23 protein-coding genes and 1 pseudogene are annotated in these 23,448 nt (G+C 60.5%); 13 read left to right on the forward strand and 11 right to left on the reverse strand.

The genetic code is table 11. The features are described from left to right. Nucleotides 1–59: 59 nt before the first annotated feature. Nucleotides 60–1,004, forward strand: a complete 945-nt coding sequence (locus tag AXG89_RS21315; RefSeq protein ID WP_062172319.1) for a cation diffusion facilitator family transporter — start codon at nt 60–62, stop codon at nt 1,002–1,004. A gap of 20 nt (nt 1,005–1,024) precedes the next feature. On the opposite strand, the gene AXG89_RS21320 is transcribed toward AXG89_RS21315, so the two are convergent. Continuing rightward, nucleotides 1,025–1,318, reverse strand: a complete 294-nt coding sequence (locus AXG89_RS21320) for a hypothetical protein (RefSeq protein WP_062002560.1) — start codon at nt 1,316–1,318, stop codon at nt 1,025–1,027. A 137-nt stretch (nt 1,319–1,455) separates the two neighbouring features. Between AXG89_RS21320 and AXG89_RS21325 the strand changes: the two genes are divergently transcribed. Next, nucleotides 1,456–4,101 (forward strand): mechanosensitive ion channel domain-containing protein, encoded by a 2,646-nt coding sequence (locus AXG89_RS21325; protein WP_062172320.1) that lies wholly within the window; start codon nt 1,456–1,458, stop codon nt 4,099–4,101. Here AXG89_RS21325 and AXG89_RS21330 read toward each other — a convergent pair. Next, entirely contained in the window at nt 4,017–4,391 is a 375-nt protein-coding gene (locus tag AXG89_RS21330) for a hypothetical protein (protein WP_062002562.1), read from the reverse strand. The genes AXG89_RS21325 and AXG89_RS21330 overlap by 85 nt on opposite strands. A gap of 200 nt (nt 4,392–4,591) precedes the next feature. Here AXG89_RS21330 and AXG89_RS21335 point away from each other — a divergent pair, with 200 nt between their 5' ends. The 3 genes from AXG89_RS21335 to flhC all read left to right on the forward strand — a co-directional run bounded on the left by AXG89_RS21335 (nt 4,592) and on the right by flhC (nt 7,323). After that, on the forward strand, nt 4,592–5,695 hold the full coding sequence (locus tag AXG89_RS21335; protein ID WP_062172321.1) for a purine-nucleoside phosphorylase: 1,104 nt from the start codon (nt 4,592–4,594) through the stop codon (nt 5,693–5,695). Nucleotides 5,696–6,330: 635 nt separating this feature from the next. Further along, nucleotides 6,331–6,648 carry a flagellar transcriptional regulator FlhD gene (gene flhD / locus AXG89_RS21340; protein WP_056362507.1) on the forward strand — a complete coding sequence of 106 codons (318 nt, stop codon included), beginning with the start codon at nt 6,331–6,333 and terminating at the stop codon, nt 6,646–6,648. Between the two features lie 15 nt (nt 6,649–6,663). Continuing rightward, entirely contained in the window at nt 6,664–7,323 is a 660-nt protein-coding gene (gene flhC / locus AXG89_RS21345) for a flagellar transcriptional regulator FlhC (RefSeq protein WP_056362504.1), read from the forward strand. Nucleotides 7,324–7,436: 113 nt separating this feature from the next. Here flhC and AXG89_RS21350 read toward each other — a convergent pair whose 3' ends face one another. The 4 genes from AXG89_RS21350 to AXG89_RS21360 form a co-directional block, all read right to left on the reverse strand. Next, entirely contained in the window at nt 7,437–8,051 is a 615-nt protein-coding gene (locus AXG89_RS21350) for a DNA-3-methyladenine glycosylase (protein WP_062172633.1), read from the reverse strand. Between the two features lie 89 nt (nt 8,052–8,140). Then, complete coding sequence (locus tag AXG89_RS21355) at nt 8,141–9,154, reverse strand: hypothetical protein (RefSeq protein ID WP_062172322.1); 1,014 nt, start codon at nt 9,152–9,154, stop codon at nt 8,141–8,143. A gap of 56 nt (nt 9,155–9,210) precedes the next feature. Next, a complete protein-coding gene (locus AXG89_RS44180; protein WP_256701201.1) occupies nt 9,211–9,336 on the reverse strand; it encodes a hypothetical protein in 126 nt (41 codons plus the stop codon). A 26-nt stretch (nt 9,337–9,362) separates the two neighbouring features. Then, nucleotides 9,363–9,626: a PepSY domain-containing protein gene (locus tag AXG89_RS21360; RefSeq protein WP_062172323.1), complete on the reverse strand. Its 264-nt coding sequence runs from the start codon at nt 9,624–9,626 to the stop codon at nt 9,363–9,365. A 160-nt stretch (nt 9,627–9,786) separates the two neighbouring features. Between AXG89_RS21360 and AXG89_RS21365 the strand changes: the two genes are divergently transcribed. After that, nucleotides 9,787–10,284, forward strand: coding sequence for a DUF6496 domain-containing protein (locus AXG89_RS21365; protein ID WP_062172324.1), 498 nt, complete (start codon nt 9,787–9,789; stop codon nt 10,282–10,284). A 74-nt stretch (nt 10,285–10,358) separates the two neighbouring features. On the opposite strand, the gene AXG89_RS21370 is transcribed toward AXG89_RS21365, so the two are convergent. Then, nucleotides 10,359–11,687: an aspartate aminotransferase family protein gene (locus AXG89_RS21370; RefSeq protein WP_062002567.1), complete on the reverse strand. Its 1,329-nt coding sequence runs from the start codon at nt 11,685–11,687 to the stop codon at nt 10,359–10,361. 183 nt (nt 11,688–11,870) lie between these two features. Here AXG89_RS21370 and AXG89_RS21375 point away from each other — a divergent pair, with 183 nt between their 5' ends. Further along, nucleotides 11,871–13,286 (forward strand): aminotransferase-like domain-containing protein, encoded by a 1,416-nt coding sequence (locus AXG89_RS21375; protein WP_062172325.1) that lies wholly within the window; start codon nt 11,871–11,873, stop codon nt 13,284–13,286. Between the two features lie 93 nt (nt 13,287–13,379). On the opposite strand, the gene AXG89_RS21380 is transcribed toward AXG89_RS21375, so the two are convergent. The 3 genes from AXG89_RS21380 to AXG89_RS21385 form a co-directional block, all read right to left on the reverse strand. After that, nucleotides 13,380–13,541, reverse strand: a complete 162-nt coding sequence (locus AXG89_RS21380) for a DUF1328 family protein (RefSeq protein ID WP_031363615.1) — start codon at nt 13,539–13,541, stop codon at nt 13,380–13,382. 254 nt (nt 13,542–13,795) lie between these two features. Continuing rightward, a complete protein-coding gene (locus AXG89_RS42235) occupies nt 13,796–13,960 on the reverse strand; it encodes a hypothetical protein (RefSeq protein ID WP_155524323.1) in 165 nt (54 codons plus the stop codon). Nucleotides 13,961–14,231: 271 nt separating this feature from the next. Next, nucleotides 14,232–14,852, reverse strand: coding sequence for a LysE family translocator (locus tag AXG89_RS21385; RefSeq protein ID WP_062172326.1), 621 nt, complete (start codon nt 14,850–14,852; stop codon nt 14,232–14,234). A gap of 212 nt (nt 14,853–15,064) precedes the next feature. Here AXG89_RS21385 and AXG89_RS21390 point away from each other — a divergent pair, with 212 nt between their 5' ends. Together AXG89_RS21390 and AXG89_RS21395 are read left to right on the forward strand one after the other, a co-directional pair. Then, a complete protein-coding gene (locus AXG89_RS21390) occupies nt 15,065–17,305 on the forward strand; it encodes a VTT domain-containing protein (RefSeq protein ID WP_062172327.1) in 2,241 nt (746 codons plus the stop codon). Between the two features lie 5 nt (nt 17,306–17,310). Further along, nucleotides 17,311–18,102, forward strand: coding sequence for an endonuclease/exonuclease/phosphatase family protein (locus AXG89_RS21395; protein WP_442861752.1), 792 nt, complete (start codon nt 17,311–17,313; stop codon nt 18,100–18,102). On the opposite strand, the gene AXG89_RS21400 is transcribed toward AXG89_RS21395, so the two are convergent. Continuing rightward, entirely contained in the window at nt 18,080–18,478 is a 399-nt protein-coding gene (locus tag AXG89_RS21400) for a hypothetical protein (protein WP_062172329.1), read from the reverse strand. The two genes, AXG89_RS21395 and AXG89_RS21400, sit on opposite strands and share 23 nt — an antisense overlap. A gap of 247 nt (nt 18,479–18,725) precedes the next feature. Here AXG89_RS21400 and AXG89_RS21405 point away from each other — a divergent pair. From AXG89_RS21405 to AXG89_RS21420, 4 genes and pseudogenes are all read left to right on the forward strand, one after another. Further along, a pseudogene (locus AXG89_RS21405) lies at nt 18,726–19,915 on the forward strand (HlyD family secretion protein). After that, on the forward strand, nt 19,912–21,480 hold the full coding sequence (locus AXG89_RS21410) for a DHA2 family efflux MFS transporter permease subunit (RefSeq protein WP_062002574.1): 1,569 nt from the start codon (nt 19,912–19,914) through the stop codon (nt 21,478–21,480). Before AXG89_RS21405 ends, AXG89_RS21410 begins: the two are co-directional and overlap by 4 nt. A 1-nt stretch (nt 21,481) precedes the next feature. Continuing rightward, complete coding sequence (locus tag AXG89_RS21415) at nt 21,482–23,017, forward strand: efflux transporter outer membrane subunit (RefSeq protein WP_062172330.1); 1,536 nt, start codon at nt 21,482–21,484, stop codon at nt 23,015–23,017. Between the two features lie 102 nt (nt 23,018–23,119). Further along, nucleotides 23,120–23,440, forward strand: coding sequence for a YnfA family protein (locus AXG89_RS21420; RefSeq protein ID WP_062172331.1), 321 nt, complete (start codon nt 23,120–23,122; stop codon nt 23,438–23,440). Nucleotides 23,441–23,448: the final 8 nt, after the last annotated feature.

Genomic DNA, 23,448 nt, shown 5'->3' on the forward strand with positions numbered 1-23,448 from the left:
CCGCGACTTCCACCCAAGTTCATCACGTTCAAAAAACCTGAACACTCGCCGGGAGCCCGATGAAAGAAGAATCGCCGAAGGCCATTTTTTACGCGCTCGCCGCCAACTTCGGCATTGCCGTGTGCAAGTTCGGCGCGGCGGCGTTCACGGGCTCCGGCTCCATGTTCGCCGAAGCGATTCACTCGACCGCCGATTGCGGCAACCAGCTTCTTCTCCTGTTCGGCCTCAAACGCTCGCAGGCGCCCGCCGACGTGCTGCATCCGCTCGGCTCGGGCCGCGAGATCTACTTTTATTCGATGCTCGTTGCGTTGCTGCTGTTTTTTGTCGGCGGCGCGTTCTCTGTTTATGAAGGCGTGCATCGGATCTCGGCGCATGAGCCGGTCACGAATCCCATTGTTGCGCTGGTCGTGCTTGGTATTTCCGTCGTGCTCGAAGCGTTTTCACTTGCCGGCGCGTTGAAGGAGATCCGCAAGACCTCCGGCAACAAATCGCTCTGGCGATGGTTCCGCGAAACGCGTGAGTCCGAACTGATCGTCGTGACGGGCGAAGATGTCGCGGCGCTGGCCGGTCTGGCAATCGCGTTCTGCGCGGTGCTGATGACCATGATCACCGGCAACTCCGTTTATGACGCAGCGGGTTCCATCGGCGTGGGTGTGTTGCTGATGGTGATCGCGTATCTGGTCGCACGCGAAGTCAAGTCGATGATCGTGGGTGAATCAGCAAGTCCGGAAGTGCGCAGGGCGATCGATGCACATCTGCGCGCGCGTCCGGAAATCGTCCGCGTGCTCAACCTGATCACGCTGCAGTGGGGCAAGCAGATCGTGGTCGCGGTGCAGGCCGAGATGGTGGAATACGAAAGCGGCCGCGCCATGGTCGATGCCATCAACGTGATCGAAGAGGACCTGCAGCGCGCGTTTCCTGAAGCGCGCTGGGTGTTTTTCGAACCGGACATTGCACGCGCGCCGGGAACGAAAACCGAAGACCGCACAGAAGCGCAGGCCTGACGCGACGGGCCTGCAAACGATCACGGCAAATGCGCCGGAGGGCGATCGTGGTGCGGCCGCGGCGTGTCCGGTGTATCGGGCAATTGCGTGTTGCCGGTTGCCGGAAGCTGCGTGGTGCCTTCATCGAGTGTCATCATGCTACCGGGGTCGCTTACCGACGCCCCCGCCGGCGGCGCGGTTTTCAGGTCCCTCGCGCTACCCGGGGTGTGGGCGGCAACTGCACGTCCGGGCGTGAGAAGTGCTAGCAGCAGCCCGGCCGCGGCAAGCGCGGCGGCCGTCAGAAGCCTGGCAGTTGGCTGGTTCTGGACTCGCATGCGAAGGTCCGGTAGTTTTGATCAGACCTTTCATGCACGAAGTATTCCAGCTTGTACTGCGATGACCGCAGGTTCAATCGTGCTCGAGGCCGAGCGCATCCGTTGCGGAATCCATAACAGAGTTCCTCATCCCGCCTATGCGCAAAATTGTCCTTTCCATTTCCCTTCTTTTCGCGTTTGCCCTGAACGGTGCTTTGTCTTTTCCGGCAATCGCCGCAACCAGCGCAAGCAGCGCTGCAAAGCAGGCGCCCGTGGCATTGACACCCGAACAGGCGCGCACCGCGCTGGCGGTGCTCAACGATCCCGCACGACGCAGCCAGATCGAAGATACCCTGCGCGCCGTCGCGGCGGCGGGGGCGCTTGCCGTGCCGATATCGGCGAGTGATGCCGCGGCGGCCTCCGGCGCAACCGCTGCGAGCGACGCGTCCGCAGCGTCCGGTGCATCGGGCGCGGCGGGCGTCCTGGCGAAGTCGCTGACGAGCAACGGACTTGCGTCGCAGATCACGCACCAGGCCAGCTCCTGGATGGTCGAGATCAGCACTGGCTTGCGCCGCTCGGTGACGGCGCTCCTCGACTATGGATCGGTCATCCAGTGGTGGCGTCAGCGCACCGCGACCGAAAGCGGCCGGGCGCTCGTGGGCGAGGTGTTTTGGGCCATCCTCGTATCGCTGTTGCCTGCATTGCTGCTCGAATACCTGAGCGCCCGGCTCGTGCGCGGGCAGCGTGCGCGGATTGCGGCGAGGGGAATCGTCGATGTCGATGACACCCAGCCCGAGCTCAAGAAGGACGAACGCGCGGCCGTGCATGCGGAAGCCGTGGCGGAACGCTCCGGCAACGAGGTTGCCATCCAGATTGCAGAGCAAAAGGCCGATACCGCCCGTGGCGTGCGCCACGCCGCGCGTCACTGGACCTTGCTGCAACGTTTGCCGAGCGCGATCCTGCACAGCCTGCTCGCGCTGCTGCCGCTGGTCGTCTTCACGATTGCGGCGACGGTGCTGATGTCCATCTTCATCGATGAGGGCACGCCCCAGGGCCGCTCCGTCGCAGCGCTCGTCGATGTCTATCTGATCTGCCGCGGCATCGTGATCGCGAGCGGGTTCTTCTTCGCGCCGCGTGCTCCGGGTCTGCGCCTCATTCAGATGAGCGATGAATCCGCCGCTTTTACACATCACTGGCTGGTCGCGATCGTCTCGGTCGCGGGTGCGGGCATTGCGCTTGCCGAGGGCGCCGCGCCACTGGGACTGACCAACGTCGCACATGATTCGATCATCAAGGCGGTTGCGCTGGTGGTCCACGTGCTGATTGCCATCGTGATACTGAAATGTCGCGTGACCGTCGCGCAATGGATTCGCGACAGCATGCGCGGACGCCGTCCGTTTGTGTTGTTCGGCAACTGGATCGCCGACATGTGGGCCGTCGCCGCCGTGTTCCTGGTGATGGCGCTGTGGTTCGTCTGGGCACTCGACGTACACAACGGTTACCGCACGCTGTTTCATCTTTTCGGGGTGTCGCTGCTCGTGCTCGTCGCCGCGCGCGTGATCGCGATCGTGGTGTTCGGCGCGCTTGGACACATGTTCCACACGGCCGCCGAAGAAGAGGATCTCGCAACGAAGTCGATCGCGCACCGGCATGCATACCGCTACTACCCGCTGCTGCGGCGCGTCCTGCAAACATTGATCATCATAGGGCTCGTCCTGACGCTGCTGCAGGTCTGGGGCCTGCACGTCTTCTCGCTGTTTTCATCGGGCGGCGTGGGACACAGGCTTGCTTCGGCGCTGATCACGATTGCCGTGGCTGCGCTATTCGCCGTGATCGTGTGGGAAGGCGCCAACGTGCTGGTCGAGCAGCGGCTCGAGCGCTGGACCGCGAGCGGCGACCGCTTGCGCGCGGCGCGGCTCCAGACCCTCCTGCCGATGATGCGCACGGCGCTTTTCATCGTGATCGCGATGGTCGTTGTCATGACCGGACTCAGCGAGATCGGCGTGAACACGGGGCCGTTGCTCGCGAGCGCGAGCATCTTCGGCGTGGCGCTTGGTTTCGGTTCACAAAAGCTCGTGCAGGATCTGATCACCGGTATCTTCCTGTTGATGGAAAACGCCATGCAGGTCGGCGATTCGGTCACGCTCGCGGGCGTGTCGGGAACGGTCGAGTATCTGTCGATACGGACCGTGCGTCTGCGCGGCGGCGACGGGTCGCTTTTCACCGTGCCGTTCAGTTCGGTATCGACGGTGAACAATACGAATCGCGGCATTGGCAATGCGGCGGTCCGCGTGAGCATTGCGCTCGGGCAGGATATCGGACTGGCATCGGATACGCTCAAGGAGATCGGCGCTTCGCTGCGTGAGGACGATGCATTCAAGGACGGCATTCTCTCGGACTTCAGCCTCTGGGGCGTCGACGCGGTCGATGGCTCGACCGTCACGCTCGCCGGCCAGATCCAGTGCCGCGATACCGCGCGATGGGGCGTGCAGCGCGAGTTCAACCGGCGCATCGTGGATCGCTTCACGCAAGCCGGTATCGAGATTGCCAATCCGCAGCGCAACTTCCTGATCTTCAACAGCGCGGACGGCGAGGAACTGGCCGCGCGCTCGAAGGGCAGCGAAGAGGGCGAGTTGCTGAATGCGCCCGCACAAGCGCAAGCAACGGACAGTGCAGGGCGTGATCCCTACAACGACGCGGCCGTCGACAGCGAAGCCGATCAATCCACTTTGCGCGGCGCACGTACGAGTACGGGCGAGCCTTCGAACTCGCCGCCTGATCGCTCGAAGCCGAGCCGCTCGTAGAACGCCTCGAGCGCCGCGCCGTCCGGCGCGGCGCGATCCACGCCATCGCCTTTCAGCGCCAGCGGCTTTGGCACGAGCGACAGCATCACGCCATGCCGGTCGGCCAGCGCGACCAGCCGTTCCATTGCCGCACGAGCATGTCCACGGTGATGCTCCCCCTCCGACCACACCGCTTCGAGCGCGACGGCGCAATCGCCGTTCGTCTCCAGCCACATCTCGACCTCTTGCCGTTCCTCTACATGACTCGCGTGAAACGCATCGATCATTTTTGAAGCCGCGGTGGCATGCATGGAGATCCTTGAAACCCGTGGAAGATGCCTTGCAGGGTAGTGCGTAATCCGTACTTGCAGCAATTTGTATTGCACGCGGCGCTTCTATAATGCTTTCGGCGAGTGATCCTTACAGTGTCTTACCTGGCATGCGCGTTACACGTCAACAATTCACCTCGCGTTTCACCTGTGTTTCCACATCCTCTTATGGTGCCGCCCAGATGAAATCAAATGTCCGTTCCTCGTGTCTTCCTCGCATCTTCAAACATTTCCCCGCATCGAGCTTGACCGCCGTCGCCGCGACGCTTGCTTTCAGCGCGTGTGCGTCAACGTTTGCGCAGGACTCCGACGACTTTCGCAGCAGCAATCATGGAGGGCAGGACGTCAAGGTCATGATCGTTTCCATGTTCGGGCCGGAAGGTCAGGTCTGGCTCGACAAACTCGGTCCTTGGAAGACGATCAGCGTGCCCGGCCTCTCGCCGGACTACCCGGTCGTGCATTGCAACCGGCAGGAGATTTGCGTCATGACCACGGGCATGGGGCACGCGAACGCCGCGGCATCGATGATGGCGCTGACCTTCTCCGATAAATTCGATCTGCGCCGCACGTACTTCATGATCGCGGGCATTGCCGGTATCGATCCAATACAAGGGACGGTTGGTTCGGCGGCGTGGGCGAAATATCTCGTCGACTTCGGAATCCAGTGGGAAGTCGATGCCCGCGAGAAGCCGGATAGCTGGCCGAGCGGTTATCTCGGCATCAATACCAAGAGCCCTGCAGAGAAGCCACCGCTCGACTACAAGACCGAGGTGTTCCAGTTGAACCCGGCACTCGCCGATGCGGCGTATGCGTTATCAAAGAATGCCGTGCTCTCCGACAGCGCCGAAGCCCAGGCTGCGCGCGCGGAGTTCGGCTATGCGCCGGCCAACCAGCCGCCAAAGGTGATCCAGTGCGACACGCTCGCTGGAGACACGTGGTGGTCGGGGAAATATATCGGCGAACGGGCCCGCGACTGGACCAGGCTGCTCACTGACGGCAAAGGCGTCTATTGCACGACGCAGCAGGAGGACAACGCGACGTACGAAGCGTTGAAGCGCGCGGCGAGCGCCCATAAGGTGGATTTGAACCGCGTGGCGGCGGTGCGGACAGGCTCGGACTTTGACCGGCCCTATGAAGGACAGACTGCCTCGGACAATCTGCTGAACTATGCCGCGCAAGGCGGTTTTACGCCGGCTATCGAAAATCTGTATCGGGCGGGTAATCCGCTGGTGCAGGACATTGCCATGCACTGGGGAGAGTGGCGCGAAGGCGTGCCGCAACGCTGATCAGCGTCAATTGTTTCAACGGCGCGGACGCATCATGCGTCGGCGCCGCTCAAGCCGGATAAAAAATTCCCGTCGATCCGGGACTGCCCTGTTGTTACAAACCGCCCGTAACAAGTTCGCCCATTCCCGTTTCGGTAATTTTTTTCTGCGAATCGAGCCCGGCAAACTGAAAGGCGGACGACAGAAGCGCCATGCGGGTTTTCCTTGTGGCGCATTCCTAAAATCCTGAGTCCAGTTGTAACAAATCCCGGCTAAACATAAACCTGTTAATTGTGAAATCGTGTCAACCGAGTGAATGGGGTCTGCGTTTTTTCCTTAATAAAATCAAAAGCCAAGCAATTTATCTGGCAAAAGCAGCGGCGCAAAAACAACGCTAAAAACCGGTCACTTTTTCCTGTTACAAAGTTAAGAAAAAACTACCGATCCGCAGTGTTGTTTTATGGAAATTTATTATTGAGATGAGCTTGATTTCCCGATGCACGCTACTTACAATCCGTTTCACAGTGTTGTTACAAGATGTAACTCGCTGAAACAAGTTTGAATGTAGCCCGACAGAACAAACGTTTGGCTAGGCAAAGAAAGCCGGTAAAAAATTCGGCACGGTGCTCGGGGTTTATATCGAACGCAGGAACATCATGAACGGTCGCGAAACGCTGGACTCGATTCGAGAAATCAACTTGTCGTACATCATGCTTGCGCAGCGCATGCTGCGTGATGACCGTGCTATCGGGATGTTTCGACTCGGGTTGTCAAAAGAACTCGCCGATCTTCTGTCAGGCCTCACGCTGGCACAGGTCGTCAAGCTGGCGTCTTCAGACCAGTTGCTGTGTTTCTTCCGCTTCAATGATCACGCGATGTTGACTGCACTGACGGCGCCCGCGAAGCATGCGGATATTGCGCCGACACACGCAGCCATCTTGCTGGCCGGCCAGCCGGCAGAACAGTTCGTTTAAGCACGAGAGCGCGCCATGCTTAAGAAAAGCCTCACCGAAGATGCACAAGAAGTTTTCCGCGCGATCGCATTGATCGAACTCGGGGCGCGGATGCAGGTGCTCGAAAGTGAACTGACACTGTCGCGTGACCGGATGATCCGGTTGTATCGCGAAGTGAAGGGTGTTTCGCCACCGAAGGGCATGCTGCCTTTCTCGGCGGACTGGTATATGACGTGGCTCGCGAACATCCATGCTTCGCTTTTCTACAACACATATGTGTTCCTGAAGAAAGAAGCAGGCTGCTCGCACCTCGATGCACTGACCAAGGGGTATCGGCTGTATCTCGAACATTGCAGGAATAGCGATGTCGAGGCGGTACTCGATTTGACGCGGGCCTGGACCCTTGTGCGCTTTTTCGATGCAGGCATGCTGCAGTTGACCAAATGCTGCCGCTGCACTGGAAAGTTCATTGCGCACAAACATGATTTGCAAGAAAACGTGGTGTGCGGGGCCTGCCAGCCGCCGTCACGCGCGGGGAAGACCAAAAAAGCGGCGGCCGCCAGACAGGCGAGCGAGCAGACCGCGCTGGTGGAGTTGAGTGTTGTGTCGACCAATGAAGTGCCGGAACCGACGGTACTCGAAAACGCGGCGATGCTACAGCCGCGCACAGAAAGCCTGATTGCACAGGCTGCTTAAGGTAGCGTCGTTGCAGTCCCGAGGACCGTCCTTGACGGTGTGGCTGCCGGCTTGCTGCTGATACATATAAAAAGAATTTTTGGGCTGCCGAGGTTTGGCAGCCCTTTTACTTTTCAGGCGTTCGGTGTGTCATTCGCATCCTTTGCATCCTTTGGGAAGGGCTTGCTGAGGAACTTCGATCCGGCGAGGCCAAAACGCCAGGGCACATCCATCGCTTTGGTGATGCCAATGCGCGGCCCCGCGATAACCGGACCTTCTTCTTCCGGCATTTCGATGTAAAACGGCGCCTCGAGCAGCGACATGCCATTGTTTCTATGAGTAATGCTGAGCGCCTGCGCCAGGCGGCCCGGTCCCGAACACAGCAATTTCGCCGGCTCCATACCGCGCCGTTGGCGCATCGCATCCAGTCCGGTCAGCGGTTCGACCGCGCGAATCAGCACCCCCGCGCCATGTCCGGCTTCCCGGCAAACAAAGTTCAAGCACCAGTGAATGCCGTAGGACCGGTATATATAAGCGTACGCGGGCGGACCAAACATCACGGCGTTGCGCGGTGTGGGCCCGGAGAAACTATGCGATGCCGGGTCCTCGCGATCGTAGGCTTCCGTTTCCACGATCCTGCCGCCCACGCCATCGACGCTCAGGATCGCGCCGATCAAACGGCGTGCGACCTGCTCGGACGGTGCATTGAAATCGTCGGGCGTCGCGGCGCGCAAGGTAGTCGATGTCATGAGCGATGAATTGGTCCGAGCGGATTCGACCGTCACATTAACAAGAATCGCGCCGCTTCATTGGTTTTCGCTTTTAGATTTCAACGCATTCACCGAAAAGTCACCGTCTCGAAGTCAGCCGATGTCCCCGCCGCCTGGCTCGCAAGGTCCCGGATCGCGATGGTCCGCGTGCTCGCCTCGTTCCATGGATTGGTGTACGTCAGCATCATGTTCGCCTTGTCGATACGAATGATCGCGAACGCGTGTCCGTCGCCCTTGGACCAGTCGCCGTTGCGCGCGGGTTTGCCGCCAAAGACCATGGCGTAGCGGCTGCCGGCGCCATTCGCGTGTTGCAATAAGTAGCCGGTGATCTGGTCGGGTGTGCTGTGGGCATCGGCGAGACGATCGTGATCGCCCGCATGGCCGGCGAGCAATTCCATGACCTTGTTCGTCGGCAGCGCGCCTTGCTTCGGGTCCTTGTGGAAATACTGGAACATTGCGCCGACCACGGCCGCCGCGCCCGGATCGCCTTTGCCGAATTGATCGAGCTCGCCCGGATTCAACCGGTAAACCGTCGCGGGATCGCCCGGCAGGCTGACGTTGTAGCTGCCATCGGAAGTCAGGGTGACTGCCCGGCGCAAGATCGTCGCGCCGGTTTGCGTATTGGAGAACGCCTTCACGACGGAAATGCCGACGCAATCGCCTTCGCTGCTTTGATTCAAATGCGTGCCGATGGGACTCGTGATCTGGCTTCCCGGCATCGACACACTCCACTTGCCGAACTCGATCACGCTGCCCTTGGCGTCGCGCCGAAGCGCATTGACGCTTGCGCCGGCGTTGAATGTTCCATCGGATAATGACGCGATGACGTTGTGCGCGTCCGTCATGAGGTTGTCCCGCGCGCCGCCGTCACGTTGCATGGCGTCCTGGAAATTCTTCGCAGCCTGGGTGATTTGCGTGCGCCCTGCGTTGCCGATGGAACCGTTACGGCTCTGCTGAAGCGCTTGAACAAGCTGGCGATACGTGCTTTCCATGTCGCCAGACTCCGCATGCGCGATGCCTGCAGCGCCGAAGGTCAGCGCGCACGCCAGGAGTGAAAGTCGCGACAGTGCAGCTCGGGTCATTGTTTCCTCTCAGGGACAGTGGTTCGTTGAGAGGGACAACAGTCTATGCCCGGGCTTTATTCCGTCGGTTCAGCCTTGGCGTCGCGATGATACGCGCGTTGATCGTCGCGGCTGATGACAAGCAGTTCGAAGTGACGACGGATGGCGTTCAATGGTTGAGCATCGATAAGCGATCCGTTCACTCAGCCCTGTAATTCCTACAACGAACTCAATGCTTCAGCTCGTTCTTCGTCAGCGCACCTGAACGCGGATCGACGTGGATGTCGTAGAACTGGCCTTGTTTCGTGGCTTCGCCTTCCCAGTGTCCATCGTCGGCTTCGAGGCGCACCGCGTCGTAACCCAGCGCCTTGACCTTCGCGATGGCCGCATCCTTCGATATCCAGTCGGCGCCCGGCTGGTCGTGCGCGAAGGCCGCACTGCTTGTTGCAAACATGAAAATACATGCGAGTGCAATACCTGCTTTCTTCAACATTGGCTGTCCTTAATGAATCAAATATGATGGCCTGCAAATCTAACATAAGGCTTACGTGCGAGTGTGTGATTCATTGTCGCGACATTCGGCCAGGGCGTTGGCATAGCCATTGCAAGGTTTTCCTCGTCGGACCAACGACGGTCTTTCATAGGAGTCCATCATGCCGGAGAAGAAAACCATCGAACGTGCGCACGCGGCGAAGCGCGCGGGTAAATCGTCGAGCACGCAGGCCGGTGCGTTCGTGAGGGAGCAAGTCGATCACGTTCGCGAAGGCAAGCATGGCGCGAAGTCCGCGAAGCAGGCGATTGCGATCGGGCTGTCGGAGGCACGCAGATCGGGTGTCGGCGTGAAGGCGCCGAAGAAAGGTACGACATCTGAAGGCGCACGCAAGAAAGCGGCGAAGGATACGCAAGCAGTTCAGCACAAGACGAAACGCAGCGCGAGCACGGAATCGAAGGCGAAACGCTCGGCCACGTCCACGCGCGTGCTCAAGCGCGAAAGCACAAAGGCGGCTTCGCGCACTGCGCTGTCCCGCCAGACGCATGCGAGCGCGAGCCGGCGTTCGGCGGCTGACCGTTCCGCATCGGCGAAAAAGGGCTGGGCCACGCGGCGTAAAGCGGCTTCATCGAAGGCGAGCACTGCAAGGCCCGCGCGTTGAAGCGGGTTTTTTGATGCGAAAAAGGCCGTTCCGGTCAATGCTGGAACGGCCTCTGTACTGTCACGCCAACCGCGTTACTTGACCGTTTCCAGTACCTTGCGAACCGTGCTGAAAATCTGCTCGATCTGGTCGTCTTCAATGATCAGCGGCGGCGAGAACGCCAAAATATCGCCCGTGTAACGCACGAGAACGCCTGCTTCGAAGCACTTCACAAATGCCTCATACGCACGCGCGCCCGGGGCGCCATCGCGAGGCTGCAACTCGATACCCGCAACCAGTCCGAGATTGCGGACGTCCTTCACATGCGGCGCGTCGCGTAACGCGTGGGCTGCTGCTTCGAACTTTCCGGCCTTCGATGCCGCGCGTTCGAACAACTGATCGCGGGCATACAGGTCGAGCGTGGCGATGGCGGCAGCGGCTGCCATGGGGTGCGCGGAATAGGTATAACCGTGGAACAACTCGATGCCATTCACCGCGCCCGCGTTGACGACCGTGTCGTGCACGTTGCGATGCGCGGCCACGGCGCCCATTGGAATGCTTGCGTTGTTGATGGCCTTGGCAAGCGTCATCAGGTCCGGCGTTACACCGAAGAACTCAGCGGCGGTTGCCTTGCCGAGACGGCCGAAGCCGGTGATGACTTCATCGAATATCAGCAGGATGCCGTGCTTCGTGCAGATCTCACGCAGCTTCTGCAGATAACCTTGCGGCGGCACGAGTACGCCGGTCGATCCCGCGAGCGGCTCGACAATAACAGCCGCAATGGTCGATGCGTCGTGCAGCGCGACAATGCGTTCGAGTTCATCGGCAAGATGGGCGCCCCATGCCGGCTGACCCTTCGAGAACGCATTGTGATCCGGCGCATGAGTATGCGGCAGATGATCGACGCCCGGCAGCAACGCGCCCGAGAACGTCTTGCGGTTCGGTCCAATCCCGCCGACCGAAATACCACCGAAACCCACGCCGTGATAACCCCGTTCGCGACCGATCAGCTTCGTGCGCTGTCCTTCGCCTCGCGCGCGGTGATAGGCGAGGGCGATTTTCAGCGCGGTATCGACTGATTCGGAACCGGAGTTCGTGAAGAAGATGCGGTCGAGCCCTTCGGGCATGATCGCCGCGACTTTCGTGGCTGCTTCGAATGCAAGCGGATGGCCCATCTGGAAGGTTGGCGCGAAGTCGAGCGTGGCGGCCTGATGCTGGATGGCGGCGACGATTTCGTCGCGGCAGTGGCCCGCATTCACGCACCAGAGGCCGGCGCAACCGTCGAGGATTTCGCGGCCATCGGTCGATTTGTAGTACATGCCCTTCGCACCTTCGATCAGGCGCGGCGCCGCTTTGAATTGCCGGTTCGAGGTAAAGGGCATCCAGAACGACGAAAGGTCGTCGATGACGGGGCGCGAAGTCATGTGAAATCTCCTGTTAGAACACGCAATGTAGTCCTCGATAAAAACCCGCGGCATAGACAGTTGTCCTGTCGCGCGAAGAACTGTGCTGGCAGAATGATGGAAACTGTATTGGTGACGCCGCCGCATGTGCTTCACACTGATCCGGCTGGTTCACTTCCTTGATCATCCTCTTTTCAGCGATTCATGATCGAACTTCAACTGGACCGCGACCGGGCGCAGGCGACGCTCGTCGAGCAGCTCGTGACTGCGTTCTCCGGCGCGATCGAACAGCAGACGCTGCGAGCCGGGGCGTTGCTGCCGTCGGTACGTCAGCTTGCACAAACCGAACGCCTCAGCACGTTCACGGTCACCGAGGCATATGGACGGCTTGTGTCGATGGGACTCGTCGTCGCGCGGCGCGGTTCCGGCTACAGGGTGGCGGCGCGCACGGCGGCCGCGCCCAGGCGCAGCGTCGCGTGGCAACCGCCGAGCCTGACCGCAACCTGGCTGCTGTCCGATGTCTTCGCCGATCACTCCGTGCCGATCAAGGCTGGCTGCGGCTGGTTGCCCAATGAATGGGTCAACGAAAGCGGCCTGCATCACGCGTTGCGGTCGGTGAGCCGCGTACCTGCCGCACGCATGGCGGACTACGGGCATCCGTATGGTTTCGCGCCGTTGCGCGAACGCATCGCCGAGCAGCTCGACAGGTACGGCCTGCCGGCGGACCCGGCCGCCAACGTGCTGTTGACCGCGGGCGCGACGCAAGCGCTCGACCTCATCGTGCGCACGCTTCTACGGCCCGGCGACAAGGTGATCGTCGAAGATCCCGGTTATTGCAATCTGCTGCAGATCCTGCGGCTCGCAGGGCTGACAGTGCTGGGCGTGCCGCGCACGCCGGCGGGTATCGATACCGATGTCCTCGAGCGGCTCGTCCTCGAACACAAGCCCAAGGCGATCTTCGTCAATACGACGCTGCAGAATCCGACCGGCGCGACCTTCGGCATGGCGGCGGCGTTCCGTCTGCTGCAGATCGCCGAACGCCACGGCTTGTGGGTGGTGGAAGACGATGTCAGCCGTGAACTCGTACCGCCCGGCGCACCGCTGCTGGCGGCGATGGAAGGCCTGAACCGTGTGCTTTATATAGGCGGATTTTCGAAGACCATCACGCCGGGATTGCGCTGCGGTTACGTAGTCGCGGAGCGCGACGTGTTGCGCGAACTGGCGCGCACGAAGATGGCGGTGGGGCTGACTTCATCGGCGGCGACGGAGCGCATTGTCGAGAAGGTGCTGACCGAAGGACGCTACGCGCGGCATGTCGAAGCGGTGACCGAGAAGTTGAAAGATGCGCACCTGGACGTGGAAGAACGCATGGATGCGCTCGGAGTGGAGGTGTTTTGCAGGCCACGCGCCGGGTTGTTCTTGTGGGCGCGCCTGCCGGTCGAAGCGGAACACGCCAATGAACTGGCCACGCAGGCGCTGGAACATGGCATCTGGCTCGCTCCTGGCTCCTACTTTCGTCCAGACGATGCCGCCAGCGAGTGGTTTCGGTTCAATGTGCCGTATTCAATGGAGGATGCGTTGTGGCGGTTTATCGAAGGGTGGAAGGGGAGGTCGCGCTGATCTCTGCCCACGCCACACGCAAAAAAGCGCGGGCATCCCCGCGCTTTTTTGCGTCTGTCACAACGGTGTTCCCGGTTCAGGAACACCGCGGCTTCATCGCCTGAATACGCCGAGCAGCAACGTAGCCAGGAAGATCACGATAAAGATGAAGAACAGGATCTTCGCGATCTCGGTTGCGCCACTTGCGATACCGCCGAAGCCGAAAAATGCCGCGATGATCGCGATGATGAAAAAGATGACAGCGTATCGAAGCATGAAGCCCTCCAAAGGGTCGATTTATCGGATTGGTTTGCGTGCTGGCTTGACGCCCGGCCGCTTTGATTGCTTGAAATGCCGCTGTGTCCTGCAGCGCGGTACTTAGAGCAACCCTCGTGCCCAAAATGCGCATCCCGCTAAAAAAGGGCGCGATAAACAACCAGGCCGCAACGGAGCCGCAAAAAAACCGCACTGCGTTGCGCAAGTGCGGCTGATAGGGAGCGCCGGCAGGCGCTGCAAACGTGAGAGACGTGTTATCGGCGGGGCGTGCCGGAGTCGGGTTCGTCGTCGAGATCGTCCTCGTCGGCGTGGTTTAGCGCGTCCGGCAGGTTGTTCTCGAGTTCATCGCGTTCAATCTGATCGGCGAGGTCGAGGGACTTGCGTGTTGCGGGACCGGACGGGCGGTTAGCTCCAGACATGGCGACTCCTTGGGAGATTTCAAAGCCGCGCCAACAGGGCGCGAGTTGATCGGGAAGCAAGCTTCATACGTGCCTGTCGATCCCCCGGTAGGGCGGAATGAGCGCAGTTCTTGCCGCTTTGAACGGCTAAAGTTGCAATGAGGCTGCATATTTTGCGCGGCGGCAGGCAGGTCCAGTATGCGCCGCCTTGAGCAAAATAGGCTGAATACGAAAACGCGAAGCGTCAAATACGGCGTCCTCTGCGCAACGTATGGCTCGCTGATTACACGAACTAAGCCAGCGCGCGCTCCACGATCGGGTACAGGGACAACACAAGCAAGGCGGCCATCGTCCAGTTGAAAAACCGTAGCGAACGCGGATTCGTAAGCACCTTGCGCATCGACGTGCCGAACGCCGCCCACAAGATAATGCAGGGCATCCCGACCACGATGAACACCAGCGCCATGAGCACGGCGTTCATGGAGATGCTCGAATGCAGATGGATGGTCGTTGCGGCGGTCAGTACCATCATCCACGCTTTCGGGTTGATCCACTGGAACGCGGCGGCTTCGATGAAGCGCATGGGGCGGCGCTCGCCTTCACGGACTTGCACGGCCGATGAAGTCGCGATCTTCCACGCCAGGTACAACAAATACGCCACGCTGAGCGTTTCCAGCAGCGTGTAAGCCCAGGTGAAGTGCGCGAATGCCTGCGCCACGCCGAGTCCAGCCAGAATCATCAGAATTGCCACGCCCACGCTGATGCCCAGCACGTGGGGCATGGTGCGGCGCAAGCCAAAGTTCACGCCCGATGCAAGCAGCATGGTGTTGTTCGGGCCAGGTGTGATGGAAGTGACGAGCGCGAACAACAACGCGGCGGGCAGTGCGGTCATCAAGGCGGCATCGAGATGCATGGCATTCCTGGTCGGACGGTTCTCAGGTTCAGAGCACGAGTGTATGAGGACTGATCGGTACAGTACCGGTACAGAACGGCAGTTCGTTCCCTGTACGGTGTTTTCCGGAACGCCATGCTGTTTTGCCGCGCTGCAGCGCCAGGCACGGTGCTTGCAAAAATCTTTCGATGAGCCTCGACCTATCTTGTCGTGCCCTATCGCCAGGCCAACGCATGACAGACGACGCGTTTTTCCAGCCGGGCCGCAATTGCGACAGTGTTCGCCATGCTGACCGATTCAGTCTGCTGATCGACGGCTCGGATTATTTCCGCGTGCTGCGTGAAGCGATTACGCGAGCGCAGCGGACCGTGTTCATTCTCGGCTGGGACATCGACAGCCGCATGAAGCTCACGCCCGAAGGCGCCGACGACGGTTATGCCGACGCCCTCGGCGATTTCCTGCACGATGTCGCGGCGACACGAAAGCGCCTGCGCATTTACATTCTCGCGTGGGATTTCGCGATGCTCTACGCGTTCGAGCGCGAGTGGCTGCCGGTCTACAAAATGGGTTGGCGCTCGCATCGGCGGGTCGCGTTCCAGATGGACGGCAAGCATCCGATGGGCGCATCGCATCATCAAAAGGTCGTGGTGATCGACGACAAACTGGCGTTTGTCGGCGGCATGGACCTGACGCGTTCGCGTTGGGACACGCCGCGGCACGACGCCAATGATCCGCTGCGCCGCGACGCGAACGGCGAGCCCTATCAACCGTTTCACGATGTCCACACGATGTTCGACGGCGACGCCGCGCGGTCAATCGGCCTTCTGGCGCGCGAGCGCTGGCAACGTGCATGCGGCCGGCGTTTTGCGATCCGCTCGCATCGATCGATGAGCGAGAACGACCCGTGGCCGCCGTCGCGCAAGGTGGATCTGCAGAACGTCGAGCTCGCGATTTCGCTGACCGAACCCGCGTTCGACGGACGGCCTGCCGTGCAGCAGATTCGCCAGCAGTATCTCGACGCCATCGAGCGCGCGCAGCGCTCTATCTATATAGAGAACCAGTATTTCACTGCAGGTTCTGTCGGCGGGGCGTTGAAGGGAATGCTCGAGAAGCCGGATGGCCCCGATATCACCATCGTTTCCCCGCGCATGCAAAGCGGCTGGCTGCAGGAAATGACGATGGGCGTGTTGCGTGCGCGATTACATCGGATGCTCAAGGGCGCGGACGCGCACGACCGCTACCGGCTGATGTCGCCTTGCGTGCCGGGGCTGGAAACCGGTTGCGTGAACGTGCACAGCAAGCTGATGTTCATTGACGACGATTTGCTGCTGGTCGGATCGGCGAACCTCAACAACCGGTCGATGGTGCTCGACACTGAATGCAACATCGCCATCGATGCCGACGGCGACCCGCGCATCCAGGCCGCGCTTGCCGGCATGCGCAATACGCTGATTGCCGAACATATCGGCTGCGAGACTGCCGAGTTTGCCCGCGAATTCGACGCGCGCCACAGCATGAACGACGCAATCGCAGCATTGATGAAAGATGCTGGCGAACATCGCACCCTGGAGCGTTTGAACCCGACCGTGACGCCGGATGTCGACCGGCTCGTGCCGCCGGAAGCGTTGATCGATCCGGAGAAGCCGGTGGAGGCTGATCAGCTCGTGGGTCAGTTCGTGCCGATGGAAAAGCCGCATCGGCTGATCGGCAGGTTTGCGTTGCTCGGCGTGCTGGCATTCCTGATTGTCGGATTCGCGGCCGCCATGCATTGGACGTCGCTTGGCGACTACCTCAATCTCGCCGCGCTCGCACGCCAGACGCGCCGAATCGATACGCTGCCGCTCGCGCCGCTTTGGGTCCTGCTTGCGTATGTGCTGGCGGCGGTCGTATCGATACCCGTCACGCTCCTGATTGCGACTACCGGCCTTGTTTTCGGCGCGGCATGGGGCAGTTTTTACGCGCTCATTGGAACGCTGGCCGCGGCGGCCGTGACGTATCTGTTGGGCGAATGGCTTGGCCGTGATGTGGTGCGGCGCGTGGCCGGTGCGCGCGTGAACAAGCTCAGCGAACGCGTCGCGAAACGCGGGCTGGTCGCGGTCGTCATCCTGCGGATCTTGCCGGTTGCGCCTTTTACGATCGTGAATCTGGTTGCGGGCGCATCCATGATCGGCCTGCGGGATTTCATGCTTGGTACATTGATTGGCATGGGGCCGGGTATCTTGCTGACAGTCGCGTTCGCGCATCAACTGGTGGCGTCGCTGCGGCATCCGACCGCCGGGTCCTTTGGCGTGCTGATTGGAATTGGCGTGGTGCTGGTGGCGGTATCGGTGTTGCTGCAGCGGTTCCTCGGCCGCAAAGAGCGTGCGGAGGAAGGCGAGCGCCAGCGCCAGCGTGACGCGCAACCGCCGCATGAACGTGTTGTGGATGTCGAAGTCGAGGCGCCCAAGGAAGCGGCTCGCGAGGTAAGCCCATGACGTCGATGCACGAAGTTCGCATGGAACCGCCTTCGCCGTTGTCGTTGTCCCCGCTCTCTTCGCGCGGTCTCCGGATCGCCACATACAACGTTCATGGTGCGGTCGGCGTGGACGGCAAGCTTGCGCCGGAACGGATCGCGGCGGTGCTTGCCGAAATCGATGCCGATATATTCGCGCTCCAGGAAGTGCCGTTAGGCGGCAGCGCCGCGCCCGATGTGCTCTCGATCCTGCAACGTTTGACGGGTCTTCATGCCGTGGAAGGTCCCACACTCGATACCCCTGCGCGCCGTTACGGCAATGCAGTGCTCACGCGCTTCCCGGTGCGCGCGGTCCGCACGCTCGACCTTTCGTTCAAGAGCCGCGAACCACGCGGCGCCCTCGATGCGGATATTGATTGCGGCGGGGAAACATGGCGCGTTGTCGCGACGCATCTCGGGCTGGCATCGAGTGAAAGACGCGCGCAGGTCGAGCAGGTGCTGCAACGCTTCGATACGCCGGATCTTCCCGTGATCCTTTTAGGCGACCTCAACGAGTGGTTCATTTACGGCCGGACGCTGCGCCGGCTGGTTTCGCATTTTTATCGCGCGAGTTCGCCGAAGACTTTTCCCACGCGATATCCCCTGTTCGCACTGGATCGCATCTGGGTGCATCCGGGCGAGCGGCTCATGAAGGTCGAGGTGCATAGAAGCGCGCTGGCGCGCGTGGCGTCGGACCACTATCCGCTGATCGCATATTTGTCGGCGCCGCTTCATGCACATACTCTCGCGCCAAACGTCAGACCGAATCTTCCAGAATGACACTCGTTGTTCCTGGCTCGCTTTGAAAGCCGGCCTCGTAATTGACGGTATGCGCATCGAAATGCTGGATCGCACGAAGCAGCCGCGGCGAGAACGTGGCGCCGAAATGAGCGATCAGCTTCTGGCGTTCGGCGGCGTCCGCATGGGCCACGGCTTTCAGCTCCGCAAGCGGAATGCCGACAAAAAGATCGAGCGGGAAGGGCGGAGGATTATCGTCCGGGGAAGGCGGCATGCGGATACGCAGACCGGGCAGGAGATGCGACTCGAGTTCCATGGAGAAAACAAAATCCTTGTTCTCGGGCGACGCAGTTTTGGCTTCGCTCAGAAGGCTCGGTACGACGTCTTGAAGTGCGGATATTTCTTGTTCGCTAAGCATGACAAAATCCTTTCAGAACGCGGGGAAAAACGAATTGCCGTTTGTAAATCCGGTAATCGCAGCATCCCGGATACCAATGAAAAGAGCACGAAAACCGGAGGCATGATGTTTGCTGCAGCACTCCGCTTGCGCTGAACCGCTTGCGGGTAAGACACCATCGGCGCCCGAACCCCTATCTGTCGACCTCTTGCCTGGCGTGAGGAACTGGTCCTGCGCGCTTCAGGCTTGAACGAGTGAGAGAAGCCTGATGCCTGATCAAGACGAAAAACCTGACCACGACGCCGAGCATTCCGACGATAAAAAGGAAGACTCAAAAAAAGACGATGCGGGCGACGACAAAGACAAATCCGGCGACGATAAAAAACAGGGCGATGACAAGGACAAAAAGACGACAAGAAGAAAGGCCCTGGAAAAAAGCCGCTCATCATTCTCGGCGTCATCGTCGTCCTGATCATCATCGCGGGGCTGATCTGGTGGTTCGCAACCCGCAATCAGGTGAGCACGGACGATGCCTACACCGACGGCGATGCGGTCACCATCGCGCCGAAGGTTTCGGGTTATGTCGTGGTCATGAATCTCGGCGACAACAAGTTCGTCCATAAGAACGACCTCCTGATCAAGATCGATCCCCGCGACTACCAGGCGCAACTCGATCAGGCAAATGCGCAACTCGGCCTCGCCAGGGCGCAGCTCAACGCGGCGCAAGTGCAACTGGCTATTGCGCGAGTGCAGTATCCGGCGCAACTCACGCAGGCCAAGGCACAGCAACAGTCTGCACAAGCGAATCTCACGCAGAGCCGGGCCGCGTATGAACGCCAGCATTCGGTGGACGTTCGCGCAACGTCGCAACAAAACATCGATACCGCCAACGCGCAGCAACAAAGCGCGCTTGCCAATGTCGCGCAGGCTCGCGCGCAGGTGAAGACTGCGAGCCTCGTGCCGCAACAGATCAGTCAGGCCCAGGCTACCGTCGACGAACGCCGCGAGCAGGTCCACCAGGCAGAAGCGCAAGTCGAAGCGGCCGCGCTCAATCTCTCGTACACCGAGTTGCACGCCCCCGCCGATGGCTGGGTCACAAAACGCAATGTGCAATACGGGACCTTCCTGCAGGCAGGCACGTCGATCTTTTCGCTCGTGACCACGACTGTCTGGGTTACCGCCAACTTCAAGGAGTCGCAGCTCGAGCGCATGCGTCCGGGCGACGCGGTGGACGTTGCCGTCGATGCCTATCCGGACCTGAAACTGCATGGTCACGTGGACAGCATCCAGCTTGGCAGCGGCTCGCGCTTCTCGGCATTCCCTGCGGAAAACGCGACGGGTAATTTCGTGAAAATCGTGCAGCGCGTGCCGGTGAAAATCCTGATCGATAACGGCCTGCAACCCGACTTGCCGTTGCCGCTTGGTCTTTCCGTCGTGCCGAAGGTGATGCTGAAATGAGCGAGCGCGCCGACTGGAAGCCGAAGTCCAACCCGTGGCTGATCGCGGTGGTGGTCACGCTCGCGGCGTTCATGGAAGTGCTCGACACAACGATTGTCAACGTCGCGCTGCCGCACATTTCGGGCGCGATGTCCGCAAGCTACGACGAAGCCACGTGGACGCTGACCGCGTATCTGGTGGCGAACGGGATCGTGTTGCCAATCTCCGCGTTCTTCTCGAAACTGCTGGGACGCAAGCGCTATTTCCTGATTTGCATAGCGGCTTTTACAATGTGCTCGCTGCTGTGCGGCCTCGCCACCAACCTGTGGCAACTGATCATTTTCCGCGTGCTTCAAGGTTTCTTTGGCGGCGGTTTGCAACCCAACCAGCAGTCCATCATCCTTGACACGTTTCCACCCGAGCAACGGGGGCGCGCGTTTTCGATATCCGCCGTGGCGATCGTGGTCGCGCCCGTGGTCGGCCCGACGCTCGGCGGGTGGATTACCGATAATTTGACCTGGCGCTGGGTGTTCCTGATCAACGTGCCAATTGGCGTGATCACAACCATCGCGGTGATGCAGTTTGTTGAAGACCCGCCGTGGGAGAAGAAAAAGGATCGTAAGGAACTCGGGCTGGATTACATCGGCATCGGCCTGATTGCGCTGGGCCTGGGGTGCCTGCAAGTGTTCCTCGATCGCGGCGAGGATGACGACTGGTTCAAGTCCGGCTTCATCACCACGTTCGCGATCCTGTCGGCGATCGGCATTGTCGGCGCGATATTCTGGCTGCTCTACGCGAAGAAACCGGTCGTCGATCTGCGCGTGCTGAAGGATAAAAACTTCGCGCTGAGTTCCATTTGCATGGTCGGCTTCGCCAGCATTCTCTATGGCAGTGCGGTGCTCGTTCCGCAGCTTGCGCAGCAGCAACTCGGGTACACCGCCACTCTTGCAGGGCTCGTGTTGTCGCCCGGGGCGATGATGATCGTCGCCATCATTCCCATTGTCAGCAAGCTCATGCCGATCATACAAACGCGCTTCCTGGTTGCGTTCGGTTTCTTCCTGATGTCGTGCGCGTTGTTCTTCACACATCACCTCGTGCCGAATATCGACTTCAAGACGCTGACCATCATGCGAAGTTCGCAATCCATTGCGATTGCTTTCCTCTTCGTACCAATAACAACCCTCGCGTATCTGACGCTCAAGCCGTCGGAGAATGCGGACGCTTCCGCGCTCTTCACAATGTTTCGCAACGTCGCGGGATCGATCGGCATTTCGCTTTCCACCGCGATGATCGTCGAGCGCACGCAGGCGAACATGGCCCACATGTCCGTGCACATGACAACGCTCAATCCCAATTACAACGATTCTGTACAACGCATGACGCGCACACTGATGGACATGGGCCAGACCATGCAACAGGCCATGACGACAGCAACCGGCCTCATGTACAAGCAGTTCATATCGCAGTCCACGATCCTGGCTTATCTCGATGTGTTCGGCGCCGTCGCGATCTTTGCGTTGTGCTTCGTCCCGGTGACGTTCTTCTTTTCACCGGTGAAAGCTTCGGGCGGCGGAGGAGGGCACTGAGATGAACAAACGCCTGACTTCGTTATCGATTGCATTGCTTGCGCTTTTTACGAGTGCCTGTTCCGTCGGCCCGAATTTTACGGAGCCCGACGCAAAAGCGCCTGATAACTGGCGTGATTTGCAACGCGTGCAAAATCCGCCGGACGATATGCGCATCCCGCACGCGGGCGTGCCGACCATCATCGATACAAACGCCGATCCCGATCCGCGCTGGTGGCGCGGATTCAACGACGCCACGCTCAACTCACTGATCGATCGCGCCATTGCGGGGAATCTCGATTTGCAGAGCGCGGTGCTGCGCATCACGGGGGCGCGCGAACAAGCCGTGGCTGCAGGCGCACAAGGTTTGCCGCAAGTCAGCGCAAACGCGAGTTATATGCGTGAGCAACTCGGTCTCAAGGGCATCCTCGAATCGCAAGGTGCGTTCGACCAGATCAATGGGCTCGGGGCGAACGCACCGCGTGTTCGCAACGCAATCGATTCCGCGACCGGGCCGGTCAATCTCTTCCAGGACGGCTTCGATGCATCGTGGGAACTCGATCTGTTCGGCCGCGTGCGACGCTCGGTGGAATCGGCCAATGCGCAGACGCAGTCGGCTATCGAAAATCGTAACGATGCGCTCGTCTCGCTCGAAGCCGAAGTCGCGCAGACCTATTCGCAACTGCGCGGCGCGCAGTTGCTCAAGCAGATCACGCTGGCAGAAATCGATTCCGAGCAACAGATTCTAGACCTCACGCGGGAACAGGCACGCGTCGGCCTGACGAGCCAGAGCGATGTTCAAAGCGCAACGGCGCAAGTCGGCTCGCTCCAGTCGCAGCTTCCCCAATTCGATGCGCAGATCGCGCAAGCCATGAACGGTCTTGCCGTGTTGACCGGCAGCGTGCCGGGCGCGCTCGATGCCGAACTCGAAACGCCCGGCGCAGTGCCGCCAGCGCCGCCGAGCGTGCCGATCGGCTTGCCATCGACACTTGCTCGGCGGCGTCCGGATATTCGTCGCGCGGAAAGCGATCTGCATTCGGCGACGGCGGAAGTCGGCGTGGCGGTCGCGCAGATGTACCCGGATATCTCGCTGACGGGCAGCGTCGGGACGCGTGCCACGCGCGCCCGTTATCTCGCGCACTGGTCGAGTCTTTTCTATTCGGTGGGCCCGAGCATTTCCCTGCCGATCTTCGAGGGCGGCGCGCTGCGGGCGAACGTGCGGATCGCGAAATCGCAAGCCGCGGAGGCGGCGCTGCAATACCGGTCGACCGTGCTGAAGGCGCTGCAGGACGTGGATAATTCGCTGGTCTCATATAGGACCGATCAGGACCGGCGCGAGGCTCTCATGCGAACCGTGGAGGCAAACCGCATCAGCCTGCAGCTCGCCACCGACAGCTACAGGAAAGGGCTCGTGACGTTCATCACGGTTCTCGATGCCGAACGGCAACTCGCCTCCACGCGCCAGCAACTCGCGCAATCGACGGTCAGCGTGACGACCGATCTGATCGCGGTGTACAAGGCACTCGGCGGGGGATGGGACGAGGGCGGAACGGGCTGAGGCTCCGTTCGCTCGGGCGATTGTGCCTGCAAATTTGCTTGCATTGGGCGTCGTCGTGAGTTCTGCTGTGGGTCCTTTGCACGCTCGCCAACTGCTTCCGTCATGAAGACCATCCTGCTTTATGTGCTCACCGCGATCGCCGAGATTGTCGGCTGTTATCTTCCGTATCGATGGCTGAAGGAAGACGGCTCGCCGTGGCTCCTCGTGCCCGGCGCGCTATCGCTGGCGCTCTTCGCGTGGCTGCTCACGCTGCATGCAAGCGCCGCCGGACGTGTGTATGCGGCGTACGGCGGCGTGTATATCGCGGTGGCGATCATGTGGCTGTGGGCCGTTGAACGGATCCGGCCGTCGAGCTGGGACTGGGCCGGGATGGCGATCGCGCTGGTCGGCATGAGCGTAATCGCATTCCAGCCGCGTGGTTGAAGCTTTGC

Source organism: Burkholderia sp. PAMC 26561 (assembly GCF_001557535.2).
Classification (GTDB): Bacteria; Pseudomonadota; Gammaproteobacteria; order Burkholderiales; family Burkholderiaceae; genus Caballeronia.